Annotated in this window: 21 protein-coding genes; 19 read left to right on the top strand and 2 right to left on the bottom strand. The window is 47.8% G+C overall.

Translation table 11 applies throughout. The features are described 5' to 3' along the window. From ACNA7P_RS00510 to der, 6 genes are all read left to right on the top strand, one after another. Positions 1 to 1,077, top strand: coding sequence for a RodZ domain-containing protein (locus tag ACNA7P_RS00510; RefSeq protein ID WP_416256645.1), 1,077 nt, complete (start codon positions 1 to 3; stop codon positions 1,075 to 1,077). 120 nt (positions 1,078 to 1,197) lie between these two features. Further along, positions 1,198 to 2,319: a flavodoxin-dependent (E)-4-hydroxy-3-methylbut-2-enyl-diphosphate synthase gene (gene ispG / locus ACNA7P_RS00505; protein ID WP_416256644.1), complete on the top strand. Its 1,122-nt coding sequence runs from the start codon at positions 1,198 to 1,200 to the stop codon at positions 2,317 to 2,319. A 135-nt stretch (positions 2,320 to 2,454) separates the two neighbouring features. Beyond that, the gene (hisS, locus tag ACNA7P_RS00500; RefSeq protein WP_416256643.1) at positions 2,455 to 3,732 is read left to right on the top strand and encodes a histidine--tRNA ligase; all 1,278 of its coding nucleotides are present in this window, start codon (positions 2,455 to 2,457) and stop codon (positions 3,730 to 3,732) included. Between the two features lie 19 nt (positions 3,733 to 3,751). Then, the gene (locus ACNA7P_RS00495; protein WP_416256642.1) at positions 3,752 to 4,369 is read left to right on the top strand and encodes a YfgM family protein; all 618 of its coding nucleotides are present in this window, start codon (positions 3,752 to 3,754) and stop codon (positions 4,367 to 4,369) included. Further along, positions 4,369 to 5,556 (top strand): outer membrane protein assembly factor BamB, encoded by a 1,188-nt coding sequence (gene bamB / locus ACNA7P_RS00490; protein WP_416256641.1) that lies wholly within the window; start codon positions 4,369 to 4,371, stop codon positions 5,554 to 5,556. The genes ACNA7P_RS00495 and bamB overlap by 1 nt, the downstream gene beginning before the upstream one ends. Before the next feature lie 2 nt (positions 5,557 to 5,558). After that, positions 5,559 to 7,013, top strand: a complete 1,455-nt coding sequence (gene der, locus ACNA7P_RS00485; RefSeq protein WP_416256640.1) for a ribosome biogenesis GTPase Der — start codon at positions 5,559 to 5,561, stop codon at positions 7,011 to 7,013. Between the two features lie 39 nt (positions 7,014 to 7,052). Here the strand turns inward: der and hslO are convergent, their stop codons facing one another. Further along, positions 7,053 to 7,922 (bottom strand): Hsp33 family molecular chaperone HslO, encoded by an 870-nt coding sequence (gene hslO, locus ACNA7P_RS00480; RefSeq protein ID WP_416256639.1) that lies wholly within the window; start codon positions 7,920 to 7,922, stop codon positions 7,053 to 7,055. An 11-nt stretch (positions 7,923 to 7,933) separates the two neighbouring features. Next, entirely contained in the window at positions 7,934 to 8,320 is a 387-nt protein-coding gene (hslR, locus tag ACNA7P_RS00475) for a ribosome-associated heat shock protein Hsp15 (RefSeq protein ID WP_416256638.1), read from the bottom strand. A 158-nt stretch (positions 8,321 to 8,478) separates the two neighbouring features. Between hslR and gspC the strand changes: the two genes are divergently transcribed. From gspC to ACNA7P_RS00410, 13 genes are all read left to right on the top strand, one after another. Then, entirely contained in the window at positions 8,479 to 9,456 is a 978-nt protein-coding gene (gspC, locus tag ACNA7P_RS00470; RefSeq protein ID WP_416256637.1) for a type II secretion system protein GspC, read from the top strand. Between the two features lie 11 nt (positions 9,457 to 9,467). Then, positions 9,468 to 11,558 (top strand): type II secretion system secretin GspD, encoded by a 2,091-nt coding sequence (gspD, locus tag ACNA7P_RS00465; protein WP_416256636.1) that lies wholly within the window; start codon positions 9,468 to 9,470, stop codon positions 11,556 to 11,558. Continuing rightward, positions 11,558 to 13,141 carry a type II secretion system ATPase GspE gene (gene gspE / locus ACNA7P_RS00460; protein WP_416256635.1) on the top strand — a complete coding sequence of 528 codons (1,584 nt, stop codon included), beginning with the start codon at positions 11,558 to 11,560 and terminating at the stop codon, positions 13,139 to 13,141. The genes gspD and gspE overlap by 1 nt, the downstream gene beginning before the upstream one ends. A gap of 3 nt (positions 13,142 to 13,144) precedes the next feature. Further along, positions 13,145 to 14,365, top strand: a complete 1,221-nt coding sequence (gene gspF, locus ACNA7P_RS00455; RefSeq protein WP_416256634.1) for a type II secretion system inner membrane protein GspF — start codon at positions 13,145 to 13,147, stop codon at positions 14,363 to 14,365. Between the two features lie 2 nt (positions 14,366 to 14,367). After that, positions 14,368 to 14,808 (top strand): type II secretion system major pseudopilin GspG, encoded by a 441-nt coding sequence (gspG, locus tag ACNA7P_RS00450; protein WP_416256633.1) that lies wholly within the window; start codon positions 14,368 to 14,370, stop codon positions 14,806 to 14,808. 7 nt (positions 14,809 to 14,815) lie between these two features. Beyond that, positions 14,816 to 15,469 carry a pilus assembly FimT family protein gene (locus ACNA7P_RS00445; RefSeq protein ID WP_416256632.1) on the top strand — a complete coding sequence of 218 codons (654 nt, stop codon included), beginning with the start codon at positions 14,816 to 14,818 and terminating at the stop codon, positions 15,467 to 15,469. Positions 15,470 to 15,500: 31 nt separating this feature from the next. Beyond that, complete coding sequence (gspI, locus tag ACNA7P_RS00440; RefSeq protein WP_416256631.1) at positions 15,501 to 15,899, top strand: type II secretion system minor pseudopilin GspI; 399 nt, start codon at positions 15,501 to 15,503, stop codon at positions 15,897 to 15,899. After that, complete coding sequence (gene gspJ / locus ACNA7P_RS00435; RefSeq protein ID WP_416256630.1) at positions 15,899 to 16,522, top strand: type II secretion system minor pseudopilin GspJ; 624 nt, start codon at positions 15,899 to 15,901, stop codon at positions 16,520 to 16,522. The genes gspI and gspJ overlap by 1 nt, the downstream gene beginning before the upstream one ends. After that, on the top strand, positions 16,519 to 17,556 hold the full coding sequence (gspK, locus tag ACNA7P_RS00430) for a type II secretion system minor pseudopilin GspK (RefSeq protein ID WP_416256629.1): 1,038 nt from the start codon (positions 16,519 to 16,521) through the stop codon (positions 17,554 to 17,556). Before gspJ ends, gspK begins: the two co-directional genes overlap by 4 nt. Beyond that, positions 17,549 to 18,772, top strand: coding sequence for a type II secretion system protein GspL (gspL, locus tag ACNA7P_RS00425; protein WP_416256628.1), 1,224 nt, complete (start codon positions 17,549 to 17,551; stop codon positions 18,770 to 18,772). The genes gspK and gspL overlap by 8 nt, the downstream gene beginning before the upstream one ends. After that, a complete protein-coding gene (gene gspM / locus ACNA7P_RS00420) occupies positions 18,769 to 19,332 on the top strand; it encodes a type II secretion system protein GspM (protein WP_416256627.1) in 564 nt (187 codons plus the stop codon). Before gspL ends, gspM begins: the two co-directional genes overlap by 4 nt. 76 nt (positions 19,333 to 19,408) lie before the next feature. Next, positions 19,409 to 20,167 (top strand): type II secretion system protein N, encoded by a 759-nt coding sequence (locus ACNA7P_RS00415; protein ID WP_416256626.1) that lies wholly within the window; start codon positions 19,409 to 19,411, stop codon positions 20,165 to 20,167. Positions 20,168 to 20,222: 55 nt separating this feature from the next. Then, positions 20,223 to 21,104: a mechanosensitive ion channel domain-containing protein gene (locus ACNA7P_RS00410; protein ID WP_416256625.1), complete on the top strand. Its 882-nt coding sequence runs from the start codon at positions 20,223 to 20,225 to the stop codon at positions 21,102 to 21,104. Positions 21,105 to 21,144: the final 40 nt, after the last annotated feature.

Below are 21,144 nucleotides of genomic sequence, written 5' to 3'. Positions count from 1 at the left end.
ATGACAAATAACACAGACGCACACGAGAACATACAGCCAGACGCTGTAGAGGAGTTGCTCGAACACTCCCGTACTCCAGGAGAAATGCTCTGCGAAGCGCGGAAAGCGGCTGGCTTATCAATAAGCCAAGTAGCCGATCGCTTGCGCTTGCGGCAAACGCTAATTAAAGAACTCGAGCAGAATGAATTTTCCAAACACGTTAGTGACACTTATATTCGTGGATACCTCCGTTCTTATGCGAAAATTTTGCAGCTTGATGAATCCGAAATCATGGCCGCTTATCGGCAACATTTTGGTGAGCAAAAGCCTGCTGGCGCCATGCAAACCTTTTCGAATAAGAAAAATATTGAATCACAAGATAATCGTTTAATGATTATTACTTGGATTATTGTACTTATTTTGATTGGTTCAGTGGCTGTGTTCGTATGGCAACAATTTTCTGAAGATCGCGCACAAAGCAGTTCTAGCTCAGTAAATGCGCAAAGCACCACGCCAATTGCACTGGAGGCTACTGAAGAGCCTTCGGCAGCGGAGAGAGCTGCAGCGCAAACTCCAGGGCCAAGCGAACTGCCGGTGAATACCAGCAACAATACTGCTACAAATACTACGGTTACCGAACAACCTCGGCTAGAACCTACGGTAGTTGAGAACACAGAAACTACGCAAAGATCTGGCAGCGGCGAAACTGCCCAGAGCGTGGAAACTGCCCAGAGCGCGGAAACTGCCCAGAGCGGCGAAAATGCCCAGAGCGGCGAAAATGCCCAGAGCGCGGAAACTGCCCAGAGCGTGGAACCTGCCCAAACGAATAGTAGTGATGCTACAGATCCAGCCGCATTAGGCGAGCTAGTATTGGTATTCAGTGGTGATAGCTGGGTGCGCATTGAAGATGCCACTGGCGAAGCGATTGCCTACGGCGTAAAAGTAGATGGCTATACTATGCCATTAAATGGCCAAGCTCCTTACTCGTTAACGCTTGGAGCGCCAACCTCGGTAACAGTTTACTTTCAAGGTGAGCGCGTAGATATTAGCGATTTCGGTGGCGGCCGTATTGCGCGGTTTAATCTGCCTCGCAATTAATAAACGTACTACACAGTATGCCGAGTATTCTCAGTTGCATAATGTTTTCAGTAACGCAGTATTTTCAGTAACACAATATTCTTGGTAACTAGTTCACATTTATAGAGCAGTAATGAAACGATGACGCACGAATCCCCAATTACACGCCGAAAAACCCGCCGTATCTACGTTGGTAATGTGCCGATCGGTGATGGCGCACCTATTGCCGTGCAATCCATGACCAATACCCTTACTACCGATGTTGCTGCCACCGTTGCCCAGATTAATAAAATCGTAGCTGCAGGTGGTGATATTGTGCGCGTTTCAGTGCCTACTATGGATGCTGCAGAAGCCTTCAAAAAAATTCGCGAGCAGGTGAATGTGCCGCTGGTAGCTGATATCCATTTTGATTACCGTATCGCCTTAAAAGTGGCTGAATATGGGGTGGATTGTTTACGTATTAATCCAGGCAATATTGGCCACGAAGATCGCATTCGCGCGGTAGTAGATGCCGCGCGAGATAAAAACATTCCCATTCGAATTGGTGTAAACGCCGGTTCACTCGAAAAAGAAATTCAAGAGAAATATGGCGAGCCAACAGGTGCCGCTTTAGTGGAATCAGCGATGCGCCACGTGGATATTTTAGATCGCTTCGATTTCCAAAATTTCAAAGTGAGCGTAAAAGCCTCAGATGTGTTTCTTGCCGTGGAAGCTTATCGCTTATTATCGAAACAGATTGAACAACCCTTGCACCTAGGTATTACCGAGGCAGGTGGTGCCCGAGCTGGTGCAGTTAAATCAGCTATTGGCTTGGGTATGTTATTGAACGAGGGCATTGGCGACACAATTCGGGTTTCACTTGCCGCTGATCCAGTTGAAGAAATAAAAGTTGGCTTCGATATTTTAAAATCACTGCGCATTCGCAGCCGCGGTATTAATTTTATTGCCTGCCCAAGTTGTTCGCGGCAAGAGTTTGATGTGATTTCTACGGTAAATAGCCTTGAACAGCGCCTTGAAGATATTACTACAGCGTTGGATGTATCCATTATCGGTTGTGTTGTGAATGGCCCTGGCGAAGCAATGGTTGCCCAAATTGGCTTAGCGGGCGCGAAGAATAAAAGCGGCTTCTATATGGATGGTGCTCGGCAAAAACTGCGCATCGATAACAACACTATTGTGGATGATTTAGAGGCGCAGATACGTGCTTATGTAGCCCGAAAAGAGAAAGAGCAACCCATAGCAATTCAGCAAATCGATTCTTAACGCGGTGGTTTGTTGGCAATACGCTGCCAAGCAGTGTTTCGCCGCCGCGCGCAAAAGCGTATAATGTGGCCAAATTAAGTTGAATGGCGGGTGTCATTGGCAGCCGTCATTTTTTAATACAGGAAATAAATAACTGTGGCAAAGCAGATCCAAGCCATTCGTGGCATGAACGATATTCTGCCAGAACAAACTGGCCGCTGGCAGCAGCTAGAACGAGTAATGCGTGAGTTACTTGCAGGTTACGGTTACAGCGAAATTCGTATGCCTATTGTGGAGCAAACTGATTTATTCAAGCGCTCCATAGGTGAAGTAACCGATATCGTTGAAAAAGAAATGTACACCTTTGCCGATCGCAACGGTGATAGCTTAACCTTGCGCCCAGAAGGCACGGCAAGTTGTGTGCGCGCTGGTAATGAACACGGTTTGCTTTACAATCAAACCCGCCGCATGTGGTACATGGGCCCAATGTTTCGCCATGAGCGCCCGCAAAAGGGCCGCTATCGCCAGTTTCATCAGGTGGGCGTAGAAGCATTTGGGTTAGCAGGCCCAGATATTGATGCTGAACTGATTCTAATGACCGCGCGGTTATGGAAGCAGCTTGGTTTAAATGATTATTTAACGCTGGAATTGAATTCATTAGCTTCGAATAGTGCGCGGGCAAATTACCGCGAAGCACTAACTGCGTATTTGCGTGAACATGAAGCCTTACTTGATGAAGATAGTGTGCGCCGGCTTGAGAGCAATCCATTACGTATTCTGGATTCGAAGAACCCGGCGCTGGCAGAAATGCTGGCTGCGGCTCCGAAACTCAGTGAGTACTGGGATGATGAATCGCGCGAACACTTTGCAGGTTTGTGTGCTCGGCTTGATGCTGCAGGCATCCAATATGTGCATAACGAACGCTTAGTGCGAGGTTTAGATTATTACAATCGCACGGTGTTTGAGTGGGTAACCGATAGCCTTGGAGCGCAGGGCACGGTGTGTGCTGGCGGCCGCTATGATGGTTTAGTTGAGCAGCTCGGTGGTAAGGCAACCCCTGCGGTTGGCTTTGCGATGGGTATAGAGCGTTTAGTATTAATGCTGGAACAGCTGGAAAGTTTCAAAATACCGCGCGCTGTAGATATTTATCTGGCCGCGGTAGGGGAGGTGGCGGAACTTCCGGCGATGGCTCTTGCCGAAAGAATTCGTGATGATCTTCCAGAGTTACGAGTAATGCTGCATTGTGGTGGCGGAAAATTTGCTAAACAACTGAAAAAAGCCGATCAAAGTGGTGCGGAAATTGCGCTGATCTTAGGCGCCGATGAAGTAGCAGCAGAACAAATTACAGTAAAACATTTGCGCCTTGATAAGGCACAAGAATCATTAGCTTATGCAGAGTTGGTTGCGGTATTACGTACCCTAATCGCAGAATAAAGAACAAGAGGGAATAGCGGTGGAAAACGAAGATCAACAAGTTGAACAGATTAAAAAGTTTATTAAGGAATATGCCCCATGGGTAGTAGCTGGCCTTGTAATTGGGCTAGGTTCTTTATTCGGCTGGCGGTATTACCAAGATAACCAGCTTGCTGCAGCACAAGATCGTACTACCGCGTATCAAGAAATTATTGATTCGCTGCAATTCGCTGAAGATGATGTAGCCTTTGGCCAAGCGCAACAATTAGCTGCTGAGCTTGGCAATACCGAGCAGGCCGCATTAGCGCATTTACAATTGGCCCAAGTGGCAGTGAATAACGCTGATTTAACAACCGCGCAAGAGCATTTAAGCAATGCGCTGAATGCTACTCGCGTAGATGAACTGCGTGCGCTTATTAACGTGCGATTAGCTCGTGTAGCCATTGCTACAGGTGATTTCAGCAACGCCGAAAGCCACTTAAATGCAGTAACAAGTGCCGCTTTCACTGGCTTAGTAAGCGAAGTGCAGGGTGATTTGTACGTTGCGCAGGGTAATTATGAAGCCGCGCGAGATGCTTATGAAGTTGCGGCTTCACGCCAAGGTGAAAATGCTTCACCTTATCTGCAAATGAAAATTGATAATCTGGCAGGTCGATAATGATTGGATTTAAACGTTGGCTCGGCGTAATAGCAGCTGCAAGCTTTTTAGCTGCATGTTCTTCAGTTGAAGGGCCAACTTACGCCGAGTTAAACACCATTTCAGCGGAAGTAGATACTACCGTTATTTGGCGAACCCGTGTTGGTACCGGTGCCGGTGAACACTATTCTCGGTTAGCGCCGCAAGTGCAAGATAACCTTATTTTCGCTGCTGATTGGCATGGCCTTGTGGTTGCACTGAACAAAGATAATGGCCAGCGCGTATGGCAACAACGCTTAGGTGGCCGAGCAGGTATTCTTAATCGTTGGTTCCGTGGCGAACCGGCACGCTTAAGTGGCATCACTGCTGCTGGTTCTATGTTGTTCGTAGGCTCAGAGAACGGCAAAGTGTATGCCCTAGATAGCGATACTGGTGAAGTGCAGTGGGAACAGCGCGTTCCTGGTGAGGTGCTCTCGGCACCATCAGTAGGCGAAGGCCGCGTGGTATTGCATTTAGGTAGCGGCTATATCGTTGCCCTGTCTGCTCGTACTGGCGAACAGCAGTGGCTACACGAAGAGGAAGTAGCGCTACTTTCTTTGCGTGGCGTATCGCGCCCAGTAATTGCCAGTGGCGGTGTGATTTTTGGTTCAGCAACCGGCAAAGCAGTAGTGCTACTAAGCCAGAATGGCCAATTAGCCTGGGAAGAGCGCTTAGCAACACCATCAGGTTCTACTGAACTAGAGCGTTTAGTTGATGTGGATGGCGCACCTTTAGTATTGGGCACTAATTTTGTGATGAGTGCATTCAATGGTGAACTTGTAGCCTTGGATTTACGTTCAGGTGAAGTGGTTTGGAAACAAAATCACGGCGCTTGGCGTTCGCCTGTGCTCGCAGTAAATCGCATTGCCTTAGTAAATCAAGATAGCCACATGCTCAGTATAGACCGCAACAATGGTCTTGAGCGGTGGCGGAATTCGGATCTCTTCAATCGTAGCCTTACCGAACCTGCGGTAATTGGCCAATATTTAATTTCTGGCGATCGCTTCGGCTACTTACACTGGTTCAATCGCACCAGTGGTACTTTAGCTGGCCGTTTAGAGTTAAATGATGATGTAGCCCTTCAGTCGGCACCGATAGTTGCCGACGATATACTCTATGTGCAAGATGCCAAGGGTTATATTTACGCAGTTTCACAGCGAGTAAAATAAGCATGTTACCAGTGATCGCATTGGTTGGCCGCCCGAATGTGGGCAAATCTACATTATTCAATCGGCTTACCCAAAGCCGTGATGCACTGGTTGCTGATTTCCCGGGGTTAACTCGAGATCGGCAGTATGGCCAAGGTCGTTATGATGATTATAAATTCGTTGTTGTGGATACCGGTGGTATTCACGGCAAAGAAGAAGGCCTTGATTTAATGATGGCTCGGCAATCGCTGCAAGCGGTTGATGAAGCCGATGTAGTGATGTTTTTAGTGGATGCCCGCGAGGGCATTACTGCCGCAGATGAATTTATTGCTGATTACCTACGTAAACAAAACAAGAAAATTCATTTGGTAGTGAACAAGGTTGATGGTATCGATGCAGATGCAGCATCGGCCGATTTCTTTAGCCTGGGCCTTGGTGATGTATGGCAAATTGCAGCCGCTCATGGACGCGGTATTAGCCAGTTGCTGCGTGCTACGCTCGATCCGTTGGCAAACCAGTTCCCTGATATGTTGCAAAACCAGGAAGAGGCAGTAGCAACAGAGCTTACCGAGGAAGATGCAGAGGCAGAGATTGCGCGGTTACAAGCGCAGCCCATTAAGTTGGCCATTATTGGCCGCCCAAATGTGGGAAAATCTACCCTTACCAATCGTATTCTTGGTGAAGAGCGGGTAGTAGTGTTCGATATGCCTGGCACCACGCGAGATAGCGTATACATTCCAATGGAACGAGAAGGGCGTGAATATGTTCTGATCGACACCGCCGGTGTTCGCCGCCGCGGCCGCATTGATATGGCTGTGGAAAAGTATTCTGTGGTGAAAACCCTGCAAGCAATTGAAGGTGCCAACGTTGTTATTTTGGTGATCGACGCCCGGGAAACCATTAGTGACCAAGATTTGAATTTGCTCGGTTTTGTGTTGAATGCTGGCCGTTCAGTTGTACTTGCAGTAAATAAGTGGGATGGGCTCGATACCGAAGCAAAAGAGTGGATTAAGCAAGAGCTTGATCGCCGCTTGGGCTTCGTTGATTTCGCCCGCTTGCACTTCATTTCTGCTTTGCACGGTACCAACGTTGGGCATTTATTTGAATCGGTGCAAGAGGCTTATTCCAGTGCTACCCAGCGAGTTAGCACAGCGCAGCTCACGCGTATTATGGAATCGGCGCAAGAAGAACACCAGCCACCATTAGTACGTGGGCGCAGAGTAAAACTGAAATTTGCCCATGCCGGCGGTTACAACCCACCATTAATTGTGGTGCATGGTAACCAAGTTACCGATTTGCCGAATAGTTATAAGCGTTATCTTATTAACTACTTCCGCAAATCACTAAAACTAATGGGTACACCAATCAAAGTAGAGTTCCGCGAGGGTAAGAACCCATTCGCGGGCAAGAAAAATAATCTTACCCTATCGCAACAACGTAAGCGTAAGCGCTTGCTGAAGTTTGTGAAGAAACGCTAATACAACCACGCTAATAGCAGCGAAGTTTAATAGCACCGATTACTGCGCCTGAGAGGGCGCAGTATGTGCTTTTAACGCTTCCACATCGAAGCTGTTATATACGTAATCTGTAAGGCAGTAATCACAGGTTAAACGTAGCTCACCATCTTGCGCAATAATGTTATGTAACTCGGCAAGTGGAACATTGCGCAGTGCTGCTGCAGTTTTTTCCCGCGAACAACCACAGAAAAACTGCACGGCTTGCTCGGGGTAAAGTTCTACTTGTTCTTCATGATATAAACGGTGCAACACTTCTTCTGTAGATAACTGATACAGTTCTTGCGCAGTAATGGTAGCTGCCAATGCATTTACGTGTTCAAAGCTTGAGCCAGTGTTGGTGCCCGCTGGTAGTACCTGCAAAAATAAACCTGCCGCCACGCCTTGGCCTGGATCAGCAAACAGCCAAATTCGTGTGGGTAGTTGCTCAGATTGCAGGAAATAGCTTTCTACAGCTGAACTTAACGAATCACCCTCAATACCAACAACTCCTTGATATTTCTCGCCTTGTTCGGGGGTTAAGGTAATTACCAAATACGCGCCATCGCCTACTAAATCACGAAAAGAGCTTCCGGTTGGGGCTTCTGTTAGGCGCGCTGCACCTCGTAGTTCAAGGTTATGGCTGCCATTTACTGTGGCGTAATTTAACGGGCCTGTGCCTTGAATTTGCACATTAATGTGCCCTGCAAACTTCAAAGTAGCGGTAAGTAAGCTGGTAACAGCCATCAATTCGCCTAGTAACTGTTGCACCGATTGTGGATAATCGTGCCCTTGCAGTAAGCTTTTATAGCTATTTTGTAAGCGCACCAGTTCGCCACGTACATCATGGTTGGTGAACGAAAAGCGGGCAATTGAATCTTGTTGTACAGACATATTGGATCCTGTTACTGATGCTTAAATTTAATGAGCTCGCGCCGCTCTTTTTTATCAGGGCGGTGGTCTGGATGGGGATTATACATTTGCTGTAGCTTGCGCGCAGCAGCATTCTCAGCACGTTGCTTTTCACTAGCCGCTGTTTCGGCATATAACTTCTGCGCTTCGGTGGCGTTCTTGCGCTGTTCGCTGAGCGCGAGTACATTAATTTCCATACTATCAAAGCCCCTAGGGGTAACAATTACCGCACCTACTTCAACTAATTTAGCGGGTTTACTTCGCTGGCCATTGTAGGTTACTTTACCTGCCTGCACAGCACCTCGGGCCAAGCCTCGAGTTTTAAAAAAACGGGCGGCCCAAAGCCATTTATCGAGGCGCACTGCAGCTGCATCAGCCATCTGTAATACCTTCGTAATGAATACCGGAATGAATGCTTGTTAGTGTAGCATTTAGACTTGGAGATTTTTACACCTTTGCGCATTGTTGTTCGAACATTAGCAGGCTAGAATGAACTATATTATAACAAAAATTTAATAGCCGTTTAGGCATGAGATATATGAAAAAAACATTTTCCTTGCAGCGTTTCGCCTTTAAAAAAACCAGAGTAGGGTTATCCACAACGGGGCAATCCGCAACAGGGCAATCTGCAATAGGGCAATTAGGAACAGGCATCAGCGCATCTCCACAGCGTTTGTTTAAGCTTGCCATAAACGCTATCGCAATAGTGTTGTTGCTCTGGGCTGCTTGGCTTGCAGCGGCTATTACGTGGCAAATGCTCGCACCACCAGAACCCACATCCTTAAATGTGTCTGCCGCACCAAGTGGCACACAGCGCGCGCAACCACTGCAAACCCAACGTATTACACAGATGAATCTATTTGGGGAACGAGGCGCTGCTGCGCCAACCCGTTCGCAGCCGCAAGATGCGCCGCAAACTACTTTGAATATCACTTTGGTGGGAGTTACTGCAGCATCCACGCCAAGCCGTTCAGCGGCAATTATTCAGCAAGGTGGTAATCAAAATACCTACATTATTGATGAAACGATTTCCTCAAGCCGCGCGGTTATACGAGAGATTTATTCGGATCGCATTATTCTTGAAAACAATGGCCGATTAGAAACCCTAATGTTAGATGGCCGCGATGGTTCCGATGGCGGGCTTTCACTTACCAGTTCAGCCCCTGCACGGGCAGCCCCAGTTCCGCCAGTAAATACAGCCACTAGCGGAGAGCTACCACAATCTATTGGTGAGGTGAATTACACCAATATTAATGACCTCATCAACATTACCCCCGTGCAACGAGAGGGTGAGTTAGTTGGCTACCGGCTTTCTCCGAAGGCAAGCCCAGAATTATTTCGTGCCGCAGGCTTTCAAGATGGTGACATCGCGATGAGCTTAAATGGTTACGATCTAACCAATGCTGCAGAAGCATTGGCTTTAATGAATGAACTCGAATTGCTTTCTAGCGCCACCGTTGTGGTGCTTCGCAACGGTGATTTAGTAGAACTAGAATTAAGTATTCCTAACGAATAGGTAAGATCAACATGCGCATGCTATCTCGATTATTTTCTCTTACATTTGCCGCAAGTATTGCCCTAGTGCCAACAAGCGCGATATCGCAAGAGGAGTTTTCTGCAAGCTTCAAAAACACCGATATTAACGAGTTTATTCAGGCCGTAAGCCGAAACCTAGAAGAAACCATTATTATTGATCCGGAAGTGCGTGGGCGTATTAATGTGCGTAGCTACTACTCAATGGATCGCGAGCAATATTACAGTTTCTTTTTAAACGTATTGGAAGTTTACGGGTATGCCGTGGTGCGCATGGACAACAACGTTCTCAAGGTTATTCGGGATCGTGATGCGAAATCTTCGCCAGTTCCTGTGGTAGATGACGATAGCTACAGTGGTGATGAATGGGTGTTGCGGGTGATTCCCCTGCAAAATGTAACCGTTCGTGAACTTGGACCTTTGCTACGCCAGTTGAACGAGCAAACGAGCGGCGGTGCCGTAATGACTTACGATCCATCGAACGTGGTAATGCTATCTGGTCGGGCTTCGTTGTTGAATCGGTTAGCGGAAATTATTCAGCGCGTAGATCGCGCGGGCAATTCAGATGTTGAAGTGGTGCAATTGAAGCATGCTTCTGCAGCAGAAATGGTGCGCATTGCACAAAGTATTTTTCAGCAAACCTCAGGCACTCCGGAATTATTAATTCCACGTATTGCTGCGGATGAACGCACCAATCGCGTGTTGGTAAGCGGTGAACCCCGCGCTCGCGAGCGTGTAGTTCGGTTAATTACTCAGCTAGATACAGAAATGCAAACCAGCGGCAACACGCGCGTTTTCTATCTTCGTTATGCGAAAGCTGAAGATATGGTGCAGTTACTACGTGGTATGACCGATACCATTATTGCTGAAGAGCGCGCAGTAGCATCAGGCGGCAGTGGTGGCACTAGTGCGCGCCAGGGTCAGCAGCGGCGTGCCGGCGAGGTAAGCATTGAAGCCCATGAATCTACCAACGCCATTGTGGTTACCGCGCAGTTAGATGTAATTCGCGCCATTGAAGGGGTTATTAGTCAACTGGATATTCGCCGTGCACAGGTATTAGTAGAGGCGATTATCGTTGAAGTATTCGAAGGCGATGGCACTAACTTCGGGATTCAGTGGGGCAGCGAAGATATTGGCCTAATGCAACATAGTAACGGCCAAATGGTACCTATTGGTCAACTCGGCGTGGGCGCATTGGCGGCACGAACGCAACGTGGCTCAGAAGTAACTCGCGTGGATAACGCAGGCAATGAATTTACTACTCGCGAACCAGATCGGCCAGGTGATTTCACCTTACTAGCGAATTTACTCGGTAATGCCAATGGCTTGTTGTTAGGTACAGTACAAGACGGCTGGGCGGCAGTAGTGCAAGCGGTTGCTACTACTACCAATTCCAATATTCTTTCAGCACCGAGTATTACTACCCTTGATAACCAAGAGGCAAGCATCTTAGTGGGCCAAGAAGTGCCAACACTTTCAGGCTCTACAGCAAGTGCGAATAACGATAATCCGTTCCAAACCATTAACCGCCAAGAAGTAGGTGTGCGGTTGCGGGTAACACCGCAAATTAACGAAGGTGATTCGGTGCAACTGATTATTGAGCAAGAAGTTTCTAGTGTTGCAGGTTCAACTGCAGTGGATATCACGTTTAACAAGCGGGAATTAAGCACCACAGTATTGGCTCGTGATGGTGAAACTATTGTGCTTGGTGGCTTGATTGATGAAGATGTCCAGGAAAGCCTATCGAAGGTTCCGTTACTGGGTGATATTCCGCTGTTTGGCCATTTATTCAAATCAACCAGCGTAACTACGCGCAAACGTAACCTTATGGTGTTCATTCGCCCTACTATTATTCGTGATGATACGCGAATGGGGCAATTGAGCGAGCGCAAGTATAGCTACATTCGTGCGCAACAGATTGAACAGCGCCAACGTGGAATTTCATTGCGCCGCAACGATATTGTTCCGGTATTACCCGAGTGGGGCGATGATGCCGATTTACCGCTCGAATATCAGCGTTTCCTTGATGAATGGCGCCGAGAAACTGAAGAACTCCGCCGTGAAGCAGAACGCGGAGGCCAGTAATGGGCGAGCAGCAAGCACCGCAAACCGGTTTTATTGAAGCGGACAGCAACTCGGTAAAGCAAGCAATTGAGCAGTTGCCGAATGAGGCTGAACTTGATGAAGTGAGCGAAGATAGCCCGCATAAGCGCTTGCCTTATGCGTTTGCCAAGCGCTTTTCGGTGGTGCTCACTTACCAAGATGAGCAGCCGATTCTGCATAGCCGCAGTTATCCTAAACCGCAAACACTGCATGAAGTGCGGCGTTTATTAAGCCAGCCATTCCAAGTGCAGGTGCACCCGGCTGCTGATTTCGATAGCTTACTCAGCCAAGCCTATCAACGGGATTCTTCGGAAGCGAAGCAGTTGATGGAGGATATCGGTAATGAAGTGAATTTATTTTCTTTGGCGGAAGAATTACCGCAAACGGAAGATCTACTCGATAGTGAAGATGATGCGCCGATTATTAAACTGATCAACGCGATGCTCAGTGAAGCTATTAAAGAAGGTGCTTCTGATATTCATATCGAAACCTTCGAGAAAGATTTGGTAATCCGCTTTCGCGTAGATGGTGTACTGCGAGAAATTTTACGGCCGAATCGTAAGCTTGCCAGCTTATTAGTATCGCGTATTAAGGTAATGGCGCAGCTTGATATTGCGGAAAAACGGTTACCGCAAGATGGCCGTATTTCATTATTGATTGCTGGCCGTGCGGTTGATGTGCGGGTATCTACCATGCCATCTAACCATGGTGAGCGAGTGGTATTACGTTTACTTGATAAGAACAATGCCCGCTTAGATTTAACGCAGCTAGGCATGACCGCCGCTAACCGAAAAATATTCTCAGAACTGATTCATAAGCCGCATGGCATTATTTTAGTAACAGGGCCTACGGGTTCCGGTAAAAGTACCACTCTGTATGCGGGGCTTTCGGAAATTAACACTAAAGATCGCAATATCTTAACGGTGGAAGACCCAATTGAGTATGCCCTTGAAGGGATTGGCCAAATGCAGGTGAATGCGCGGGTAGATATGACCTTTGCGCGCGGGCTACGGGCCATTTTACGGCAAGATCCGGATGTGGTGATGGTAGGTGAAATTCGTGATAGTGAAACCGCGCAAATTGCGGTGCAAGCGTCACTTACTGGCCACTTAGTACTATCCACCTTGCACACCAACACCGCCGCTGGCGCCCTCACACGTTTGGAAGACATGGGTATCGAGCCATTCTTACTATCGTCTAGCTTGTTAGCGGTAATTTCCCAGCGCTTAGTGCGTACGCTGTGCAAAGATTGTAAACAGCCGCATACCGCTTCTGCAGAAGAGTGTGAATTACTTGGTGTAAGTAGCGCAGAGCCTGTTCATCTGTATCGTCCCAAAGGTTGTGCAAAGTGCAACCATACCGGCTACCGCGGCCGCACAGGTATCCATGAGATGCTCATGGTGGATGAGCAAGTGCGTGAGCTCGTGCACAACGGTAAAGGCGAGCAGGCGATTGAACGTTATGTTCGTAAAATAGCGCCGGGCATTCGCCAAGATGGCCGTGATAAAGTACTTTCCGGCATTACTGCGTTAGAAGAAGTGCTGCGCGTTACGCGAGAGGAATAAGCGATGCCAGCCTATGCATACGAAGCGCTCGATAAACAAGGGCGCAAGAAGAACGGCGTATTAGAAGCCGATACCGAACGGCAAATTCGTACCCTATTGCGCGAACAAGGCTTGTTGCCAATAGCAGTGGAACCGGCTCGTGCGCAAGAAACGGCGAACTCACGCAAGTTCAGTTTCTTGCAAAGTAAAATTAAAACCCATGATTTAGCATTAATTACCCGCCAATTAGCAACGCTTGTGGCGGCGGCTTTGCCTATTGAGCAAGCGTTACTAGCTGTAGCCGAGCAAACCGATAAGCCGCGCTTACAAAAAATGTTGATGTCGGTGCGAAGCCGAGTAGTTGAAGGCTATAGCCTTGCCGATGGTATGCGCGATTTTCCAAAAGTATTTGATGATTTGTATTGTGCCATGGTGGGCGCGGGCGAGAAATCCGGCCATCTAGATGAAGTGTTGAATCGTTTAGCCGATTACACCGAGCAACGCCAAGCAATGAATAGCCAAATTAAACAGGCGGCAGTGTATCCCATTGTGCTCTCGATTGTAGCTTTTGGTGTGGTGGCGTTTTTGCTTGCTGTAGTAGTGCCACAAATTGTGGAGCAGTTCGAAGATTTGGGCCAAGGCTTGCCTGTGGTAACACAGATCTTGATCGCGATTAGTGAAACTTTGCGCGATTACGGTGTCTATATGTTAGTGGCGCTAATCATTGCTGTGATTGTTATGCGGCGCTTATTACTCGTTCCAAAGTACCGCTACAAATATGATAAACGCCTACTGAAAATGCCGTTCATTGGTAATCTTGTTCGTACTGTTAATACCTCGCGGTTCGCCCGTACGCTCAGTATTCTATCTGCCTCGGCGGTACCCTTATTGGAGGGCTTGCGCATTACCGGATCGGTACTTGGCAATATGCGTATGCGTGAAGTAGTAGAAATTGCCGCAGATAGAGTGCGCGAAGGTACAAGCCTGAAAGCCGCATTGGCGGATAGCAAATTATTCCCACCGATGATGTTGCATATGATTGCATCAGGTGAGAAAAGTGGTGAACTAGAACAAATGTTGCGGCGCTGTGCAGATAACCAAGATAGTGAGTTTTCTGCTGTGGTAAATGTAAGCTTGAAGATATTCGAGCCACTATTAATTGTAACCATGGCATTTGTAGTTCTATTTATTGTATTGGCAGTACTGATGCCAATAATGGCTCTTAATACGTTAGCAGGTGGTTAATTATGAAAATGCAGAAACAAACAGGTTTCTCGATGATCGAGTTAATGGTGGTGATTGTGATTTTGGGCATTCTCGCTACCTTGGTTGTGCCGCAAGTGTTCGGCCAGCGCGAGCAGGCAACACGGCAAAAAGCGGTGTCGGATATCACCGCATTAGAAAATGCGCTGGAAATGTATCGCCTTGATAATGGTGTGTATCCAACTACCGAACAGGGTTTAGAGGCATTAGTAACACCACCGCAAATTGATCCGCGCCCGCGTAGTTTCCGCGAAGGTGGCTATATTCGCCGCTTACCTGATGATCCGTGGGGTAATGAGTATCGCCTATTGAGCCCAGGCCAGTTCGGCCGTTACGATATTTTTAGCGTAGGCCCAGATGGTTTACCAGGCACTGATGATGATATCGGTACTTGGAATATGCACGATCGCCAAGAAGATCAATAGCCTCAGTATGCTGCAAACGCGATTGATACAGCTGCCCACAGTAAGTTTGCTAAGTGGCATTTTTGCCACTCGCAATCGCGGTAGGCCTAAGAAAAATAGCAATCGTGCGCAGGGCTTCACGCTTATTGAGGTGATGCTAACGATTTTAATTATCGGCCTTGGGGCCATGGTTGTGGTGCTCAATTTACCGAGTACCGCGCGTTTTGATGAAGATGTGAATAGCAATGCCGAGCGCTTTTTACAGCAGGTGCATCACGCCCGCGAGCAAGCGTTATTGCGTAATTATGTGTATGGCATTGAATTTGATGAAGCCGAAAGTACCTACCGTTTTTATCGGTGGTACGAGAACAAGTGGCAGTTGCAAGCAGAGCCGCCGCTGCGGCCAGTAATCCTCTCCGAACCCTATTATTTTGAATTAGAAATGGGCGATTTCCGTTTACTCGATAATATGAGTGAAGGGCGCGATGCGATTTTTGGCCGAGATGAGCGCAGGGAAGATCCTGACAAGCGCATACCACGCCCCACCGTACTTATTTTTGAAAGTACCGAATTTGTGCCCTTTCGTATCTATTTCCACAATCGCCAAGCGATGCATACTGCGGTAACAGTGAACGGCCGCAGTGGTATTCAGCTAACGCTTGAGGAAGGGCCACAATGGTAAACCACATGCAAACTCAGCTAAGGACCAAATAATGGGTGCTATCCGCTACCAAGAAACGCAGCGTGCAGGCGGCTTCACCCTTGTTGAAACCATGTTTGCCTTGGTTATTTTTGCCATTGGAGCGCTCGCCGCATTGAATATGGCTACCGAACAATTGCGCAGCACTAGTATTCTAGAAACCCGTTATTTTGCTCAGCAAGTGGCCAGCAATCGCATGGCTGAAGTACATTTAGAAGCACGTAATCAAACAGTGTGGCCGCCAGTTGATGAGTTTAGCGGTGAAATGGAAATGGCCGGCACGCAGTGGTTTTGGGAACAGCAAGTATTGGAAACGGTAACGCCTGATTTGCGTGAAGTAACTATTCGCGTGCGGGATACTGCCGAAGGCCAAGTTGTGGTAGAACTTAGCTCGTATGTGGGGCGGCGCTAATGCAACTATCGCAGCGAGCGCGGGGTTTTACCCTGATTGAGGTGCTGATTGCCATGGCAATTCTGGCGCTCATCGGGTTGGCGAGCGCTATTGTGCTTACGCAAATGATCGATTCTGAAGAAAATAGTAAGCTCCGCCATGAGCGCTTGGCAGAAATTCAATTTGCGTTGCTTACCCTTGATCGCGATGTGCGGCAAATGGTGGTGCGGCAGGTTCGGGCTATTCCTGAAGAAGCCCGTGGAATTTACGTAAGTAATGATTCAGCACTAATTGATAGCGATAGTGGTGGCTTGGCATTTGTGCGCGCCGGCTGGACTAATCCGGCCATGATGCTGCCGCGCAGTGAATTACAGCCGGTTGTGTATCGGGTACGTGATAACGTGCTACAGCGCGTGTATCGGCCGTTTGTGGATGATACCAGCGGCGATCAAGCCGTGCAGGATTTATTACATGGTGTGAGCGAGTTGCGTGTTACCTTCCGCCATAATGACGAAAACTATGATAGCTGGCTTATCGCGAACAGCTTGCCAGATATCGTTGTGGTACGCATTGAGATAGAAAACTTTGGTGATGTGGAGCGTTGGTTGCTTACTTCGGGTACTAAGCCGGAGCCACTGCCATGATGAACCTCTATAAAACGCGGTGGAGCTATCGTAACGCTGGAGCAAGGCAGAAGCAGCAAGGTTTTGCCATTATCACCGTGCTCTTAGTGGTGGCAATTATTGCGGTGCTAGCGATGCAAATGAGTGGCCGGCTGCGTATCCAGGTAGCACGCGTAGCAAGCTCGGATTATGCCGAGCAGGCCTATTGGCATTGGTTAAGTGCGGAAGCTTTGGTGCGGCAAGTATTACTCACTGAACTTGAAGAAAGCGAAGGGCGCGCGCATTTAGAACAAAATTGGGCGTTGCAACAAGGCCCATTTCCAGTGCGGGGCGGTGCCATTGGTGGGCGCATACAGGATTTACACAGCTGCTTTAACCTCAATAGTTTGTATACCGATGATATTACCAATGCTCGATTCGTATTGGCAGTAGAACAGTATCAAGCATTGTTACAGGTGCTGGAAATTGATGAATTTCAAGCAGAGCGCCTTACCGCTAGCTTAATCGATTGGTTAGATAAGAATTCGGAATTACACAATTCGTTTGGCGCAGAAGATGCAGATTATGAATCGTTGCCGCAGCCCTACCAAGCGGGCAATAATCTCCTCTCGCATATCTCGGAATTACGCCAAATAGCAGGCTATAATCAAACGGTATACGAAGCACTGGCGCCTTATGTGTGCGTTATACCGGCAGTTACCGAGTGGCGGCTGAATCTCAATACGGTGGCAGAAAACAAACCACAAATTGTAACGGCCTTTTTCCGTGGTCAGCTGGATATGAACGCCGCGCAAAGTTTACTAAGTGCTAGGCCAAGAGATGGCTTCGAAGATGTAGAGGCGATACGCCAGCAAGGCGAGATTCAGAATTTATTAAGTGTTGGCACGGCGTTATCTGAACTTGAGCAGTTAACTGTGGCCAGCGAATATTTTCAGTTGCAGGCCCAAGTGCAATATGGTGATCTAGAATATTATGGAGTAAGCCAGATGCTTATTCGTGACGGAGCGGCATTTATACTGCACCGTTCCCGTGGAGGATATCAGCAAGATGAATGAACAATTAATTATTCGCCTTCCCGCAGGTGAACACAGTGCAGAGCAACAGCCAGTGAGTTGGCTGATTTGGCATTTTGCTGAGCAAGCCGTAGTAGCAAGTGGTGAGTTAGATGATATTAGTGAGCTCAACCAATTGGCGGAGAAAGCCAAGAATCGCAGCGTTAAAGTATACGTGAGTTCGGCGGCTATCGGTTTCCACACCGTTGAGGTGCCCGCGAAATCGCGTCGCCATCTTGAGCAGTTAATTCCGTATGCCTTAGAAGATGAAGTAGCGGAAGATATCGAGCTATTGCACTTCTTTTGGCCAGAGAACCTGCCGAAAAGTGAATCGATACCAGTATTTGTGGTGCGCAAGCAACAAGTAGAAAGCTGGCTTACCCAATTAGCGCAAGCGGGTATTCATAGCCAAGCGTTATATCCGGATATTTTCCTTTTGCCGGAGCTTGAGAATGCCTGGAGCATTGCGGTATTCAGAGGAGCCTATGGCACGGAGTGGGTGATTCGCCAAAGCGCATGGCAGGGAGTGGTATTGGAGCCCGAATTAGCACAAGGAATGCTTACCCATGATTACGAAGAGCCGGAAGCAGTATTAACTGAAATCGTAGCGTATGGCGATGTGCAATGGGCGGAGCCGCCAGCACCAGTGAGAAGTAGCGATCCTTCATTGCCATTGGAGTTGGCGGTGAACGCGGTAAATGTAGTGAATGTTTTGCAGGGCGAGTTTCGCATGCAAAAGGCCAGCTCTACGAATTGGCGACAATGGCGCTTTCCAGCGATTGCAGCCAGTGTGTTTCTTGCCGTTATGTTTGTGAATGAGTGGGTTACGGGTTCCAGCATTCAGCGTGAAGCACGTGCAGTACAAGAACAATATGAAACCTTGTATCGGCAAACCTTTCCAGAGGCTACGCGGATTGTGAATATTCGCAGCCAGCTCGCTAACCAAGTGCAAAGTGGTGGTAGTGGTGATGCAGCGCAAGTTATCCGCCTGCTTGAGCAACTGCAGCCGGCCTTTAACGCGGTGCCCATGGAACTTACCATGTTGCAATATGATCACAACCGTGGCGAATTACGCATGCAAGCGAATGGTGCCAACTTTCAAGCATTTGAGCGCTTTACACAAATAGCGCGAGAGCAGAGCTTAGTGGTTGAGCAAGGGCAACTCACTAGCCGTGCGGGGCAAATTAACGGTACCTTGGTAGTAAGGAGCGGAGCATGAGCGCAATGATAAAAACCAGGATTGCTAAAGTTACCACGCCAATCCGTGAGTACATTAGCCCACATTGGGATAAAGTTTCGGTGCAAGCGCAGCAACGTTGGCAGCGCTTAGAAGCCCGTGAACAAAGGGTATTGCAAGGGCTAGGCGTTTTTTTAGTGGTGATTATTGTTTGGTTTGCAATTTGGCAGCCGCTACATGAGCGTACCGCACGGGCAGAAGCCCGATTAGCGGCTGAATATAGCACGCAACGCTATGTAGAACAGCAAGTAGCTCGAGTATTGCAAGCCCGAAGAGCAGGCCAATCCGGCGCGCAAGCAATAACTGCCAATCAACTCAGTGGTTTGATTAACACGTTAAGTAATAACCTGAACATTGAAGTAACTCGCATGCAACCGCAAAATGAATCATTGATACTGGTTTTTAATGAGGTGGAGTTTAATCGCTTGGTTGAATTTTTAGTGCGCTTGGCGGAGCGGCAAGTAATGATAGAGGCAGTTGATGTATCAGAAACCAATGAACCTGGTGTAGTGCGGGTGCGCCGCCTACAAGTTCGTGCCTAGCTTAAGTAACTTAAGTAACTTAAGTAACTTAAGTTTTTCGAGATGTTGTTTTTGTTATGAATTGGAGCAGTAACGAATGAAGAAGTGGCAGCTGATTAGCTTGCTTATATTCGTCTATATTATTGGTTTAGTGGTGTTATTTCCTGCACGAGTAGTGGCGGCGTTTGCACCATTGCCAAGCACGATTCAATTAGGCCAGATCAACGGTAGTATATGGAATGGCTCAGTAGAGCGGTTGGTAATAAGCGGTGGCTCTGATGGCGATATCAGCCTGTATGATGTGGAGTGGCGCTTATCACCATTGGCGCTGCTAACCCTCAGTGCTGAAGTTAACGTGAACATTCCAGCGCAGCAGCGCAATATTTTACAGGGCTCATTAACATTAAATGCCAGTAACAATGCGCTAAGTATCCGCGATGCTCGCTTTGCTGGTGATTTAGAAGATCTAATGTTATTCAGCCCGATTCAAACCCCCATTCCTATTCGCGGTGGCTTGAGCTTGCATGTGCAAGAATTCATTCTCGGGCAGCCGTTTTGTAGCGCAATGAATGGCAATGCGTTGGGTGCGCAGGTTAATGCGCAACTTGGTAATCAGTGGCAAAACTTGGGTGATTATGAAACCCAACTTGGTTGCGCAGAAGGCCGTTTAGGCATCGATATGCCCCATAACAATATGCTGGGGTTAAGCATCACCGGCTGGGTATCGCCAAATGGTGTGGATTTGCGCATTGGCATCGCGCCCACAGCAGAAGCCCCGCAAGGTATTCGCGATTTGATCGAGTGGTTTGGTGAGCCGGATAGCCAAGGTCGAAGATATTTTAACTTTCGGCTATAATTACAGTCTTTGAAACAATAGCTTAGCTGTTTTATCCGCTAAAAAGGAAAGGCCCATGAATGAACTAATTGAATGGTTTGGCGAAAACCAAGAAGCCCTGCTGTTATTTGCAGGCAAGCTGTTGGTTGCGGTTGGTATCTTGGTAGCCGGTATGGTGATCGCGCGTATTCTAACCAACACCATGACCAAGCGCCTCGATAAAAGCAAAATTGATAATGCGGTTGTGTCCTTCATGGCTGGCATTATCCGCACCATTATTATTATTGCCGCGTTACTCATGGCGCTCTCGCATATCGGTGTACAAACCACTTCGTTCATCGCCATTTTGGGTGCCGCCGGCTTGGCCATTGGTTTGGCTTTGCAAGGCTCGCTATCGAACTTTGCGTCTGGTGTTCTGATCATGATTTATCGCCCATTTAAATCAGGTGATTATGTAGAAGCGGGCGGTGTAGCCGGAAGCGTGCAGCGCATTGAGCTGTTCACTACAGTGCTAAAAACACCAGACAACAAAACAGTAGTGGTGCCCAACTCAAAAATAACCGGCAGTGAAATCACCAATTACTCGCAAGAACCAATTCGCCGCGTAGATATGGTAATTGGTGTTTCTTACAGTGCAGATTTAAAGAAAACTAAAGAAGTACTGATGCAAGTAATTACTTCGGATGAGCGTACTTTGCAAGATCCGGCGCCTCGTGTTGCAGTAACCGCATTAAATGATTCTTCAGTAGATTTCATAGTGCGCCCATGGGTAAATAGCGGCGATTACTGGCCAATGTACTGGGATTCTATGGAACGTATTAAAAATGCTCTTGATGAGAATGATATCGGAATTCCATTCCCACAAATGGATGTGCATTTACATCACCCTAAAGGGGAAGTAAATGAACTGCGGATTGTAAACCCTGAGCAGGCTGGCAAACTCGCAAGCAAAGAGTAACAAAAGTTAAGCCGAACTAAATCTAAGGTTTTCCGGGTTA

This window comes from Aliidiomarina sp., assembly GCF_047920995.1.
Classification (GTDB): domain Bacteria; phylum Pseudomonadota; class Gammaproteobacteria; order Enterobacterales; family Alteromonadaceae; genus Aliidiomarina.
This window is presented reverse-complemented; position numbering and strand designations above follow the sequence as displayed.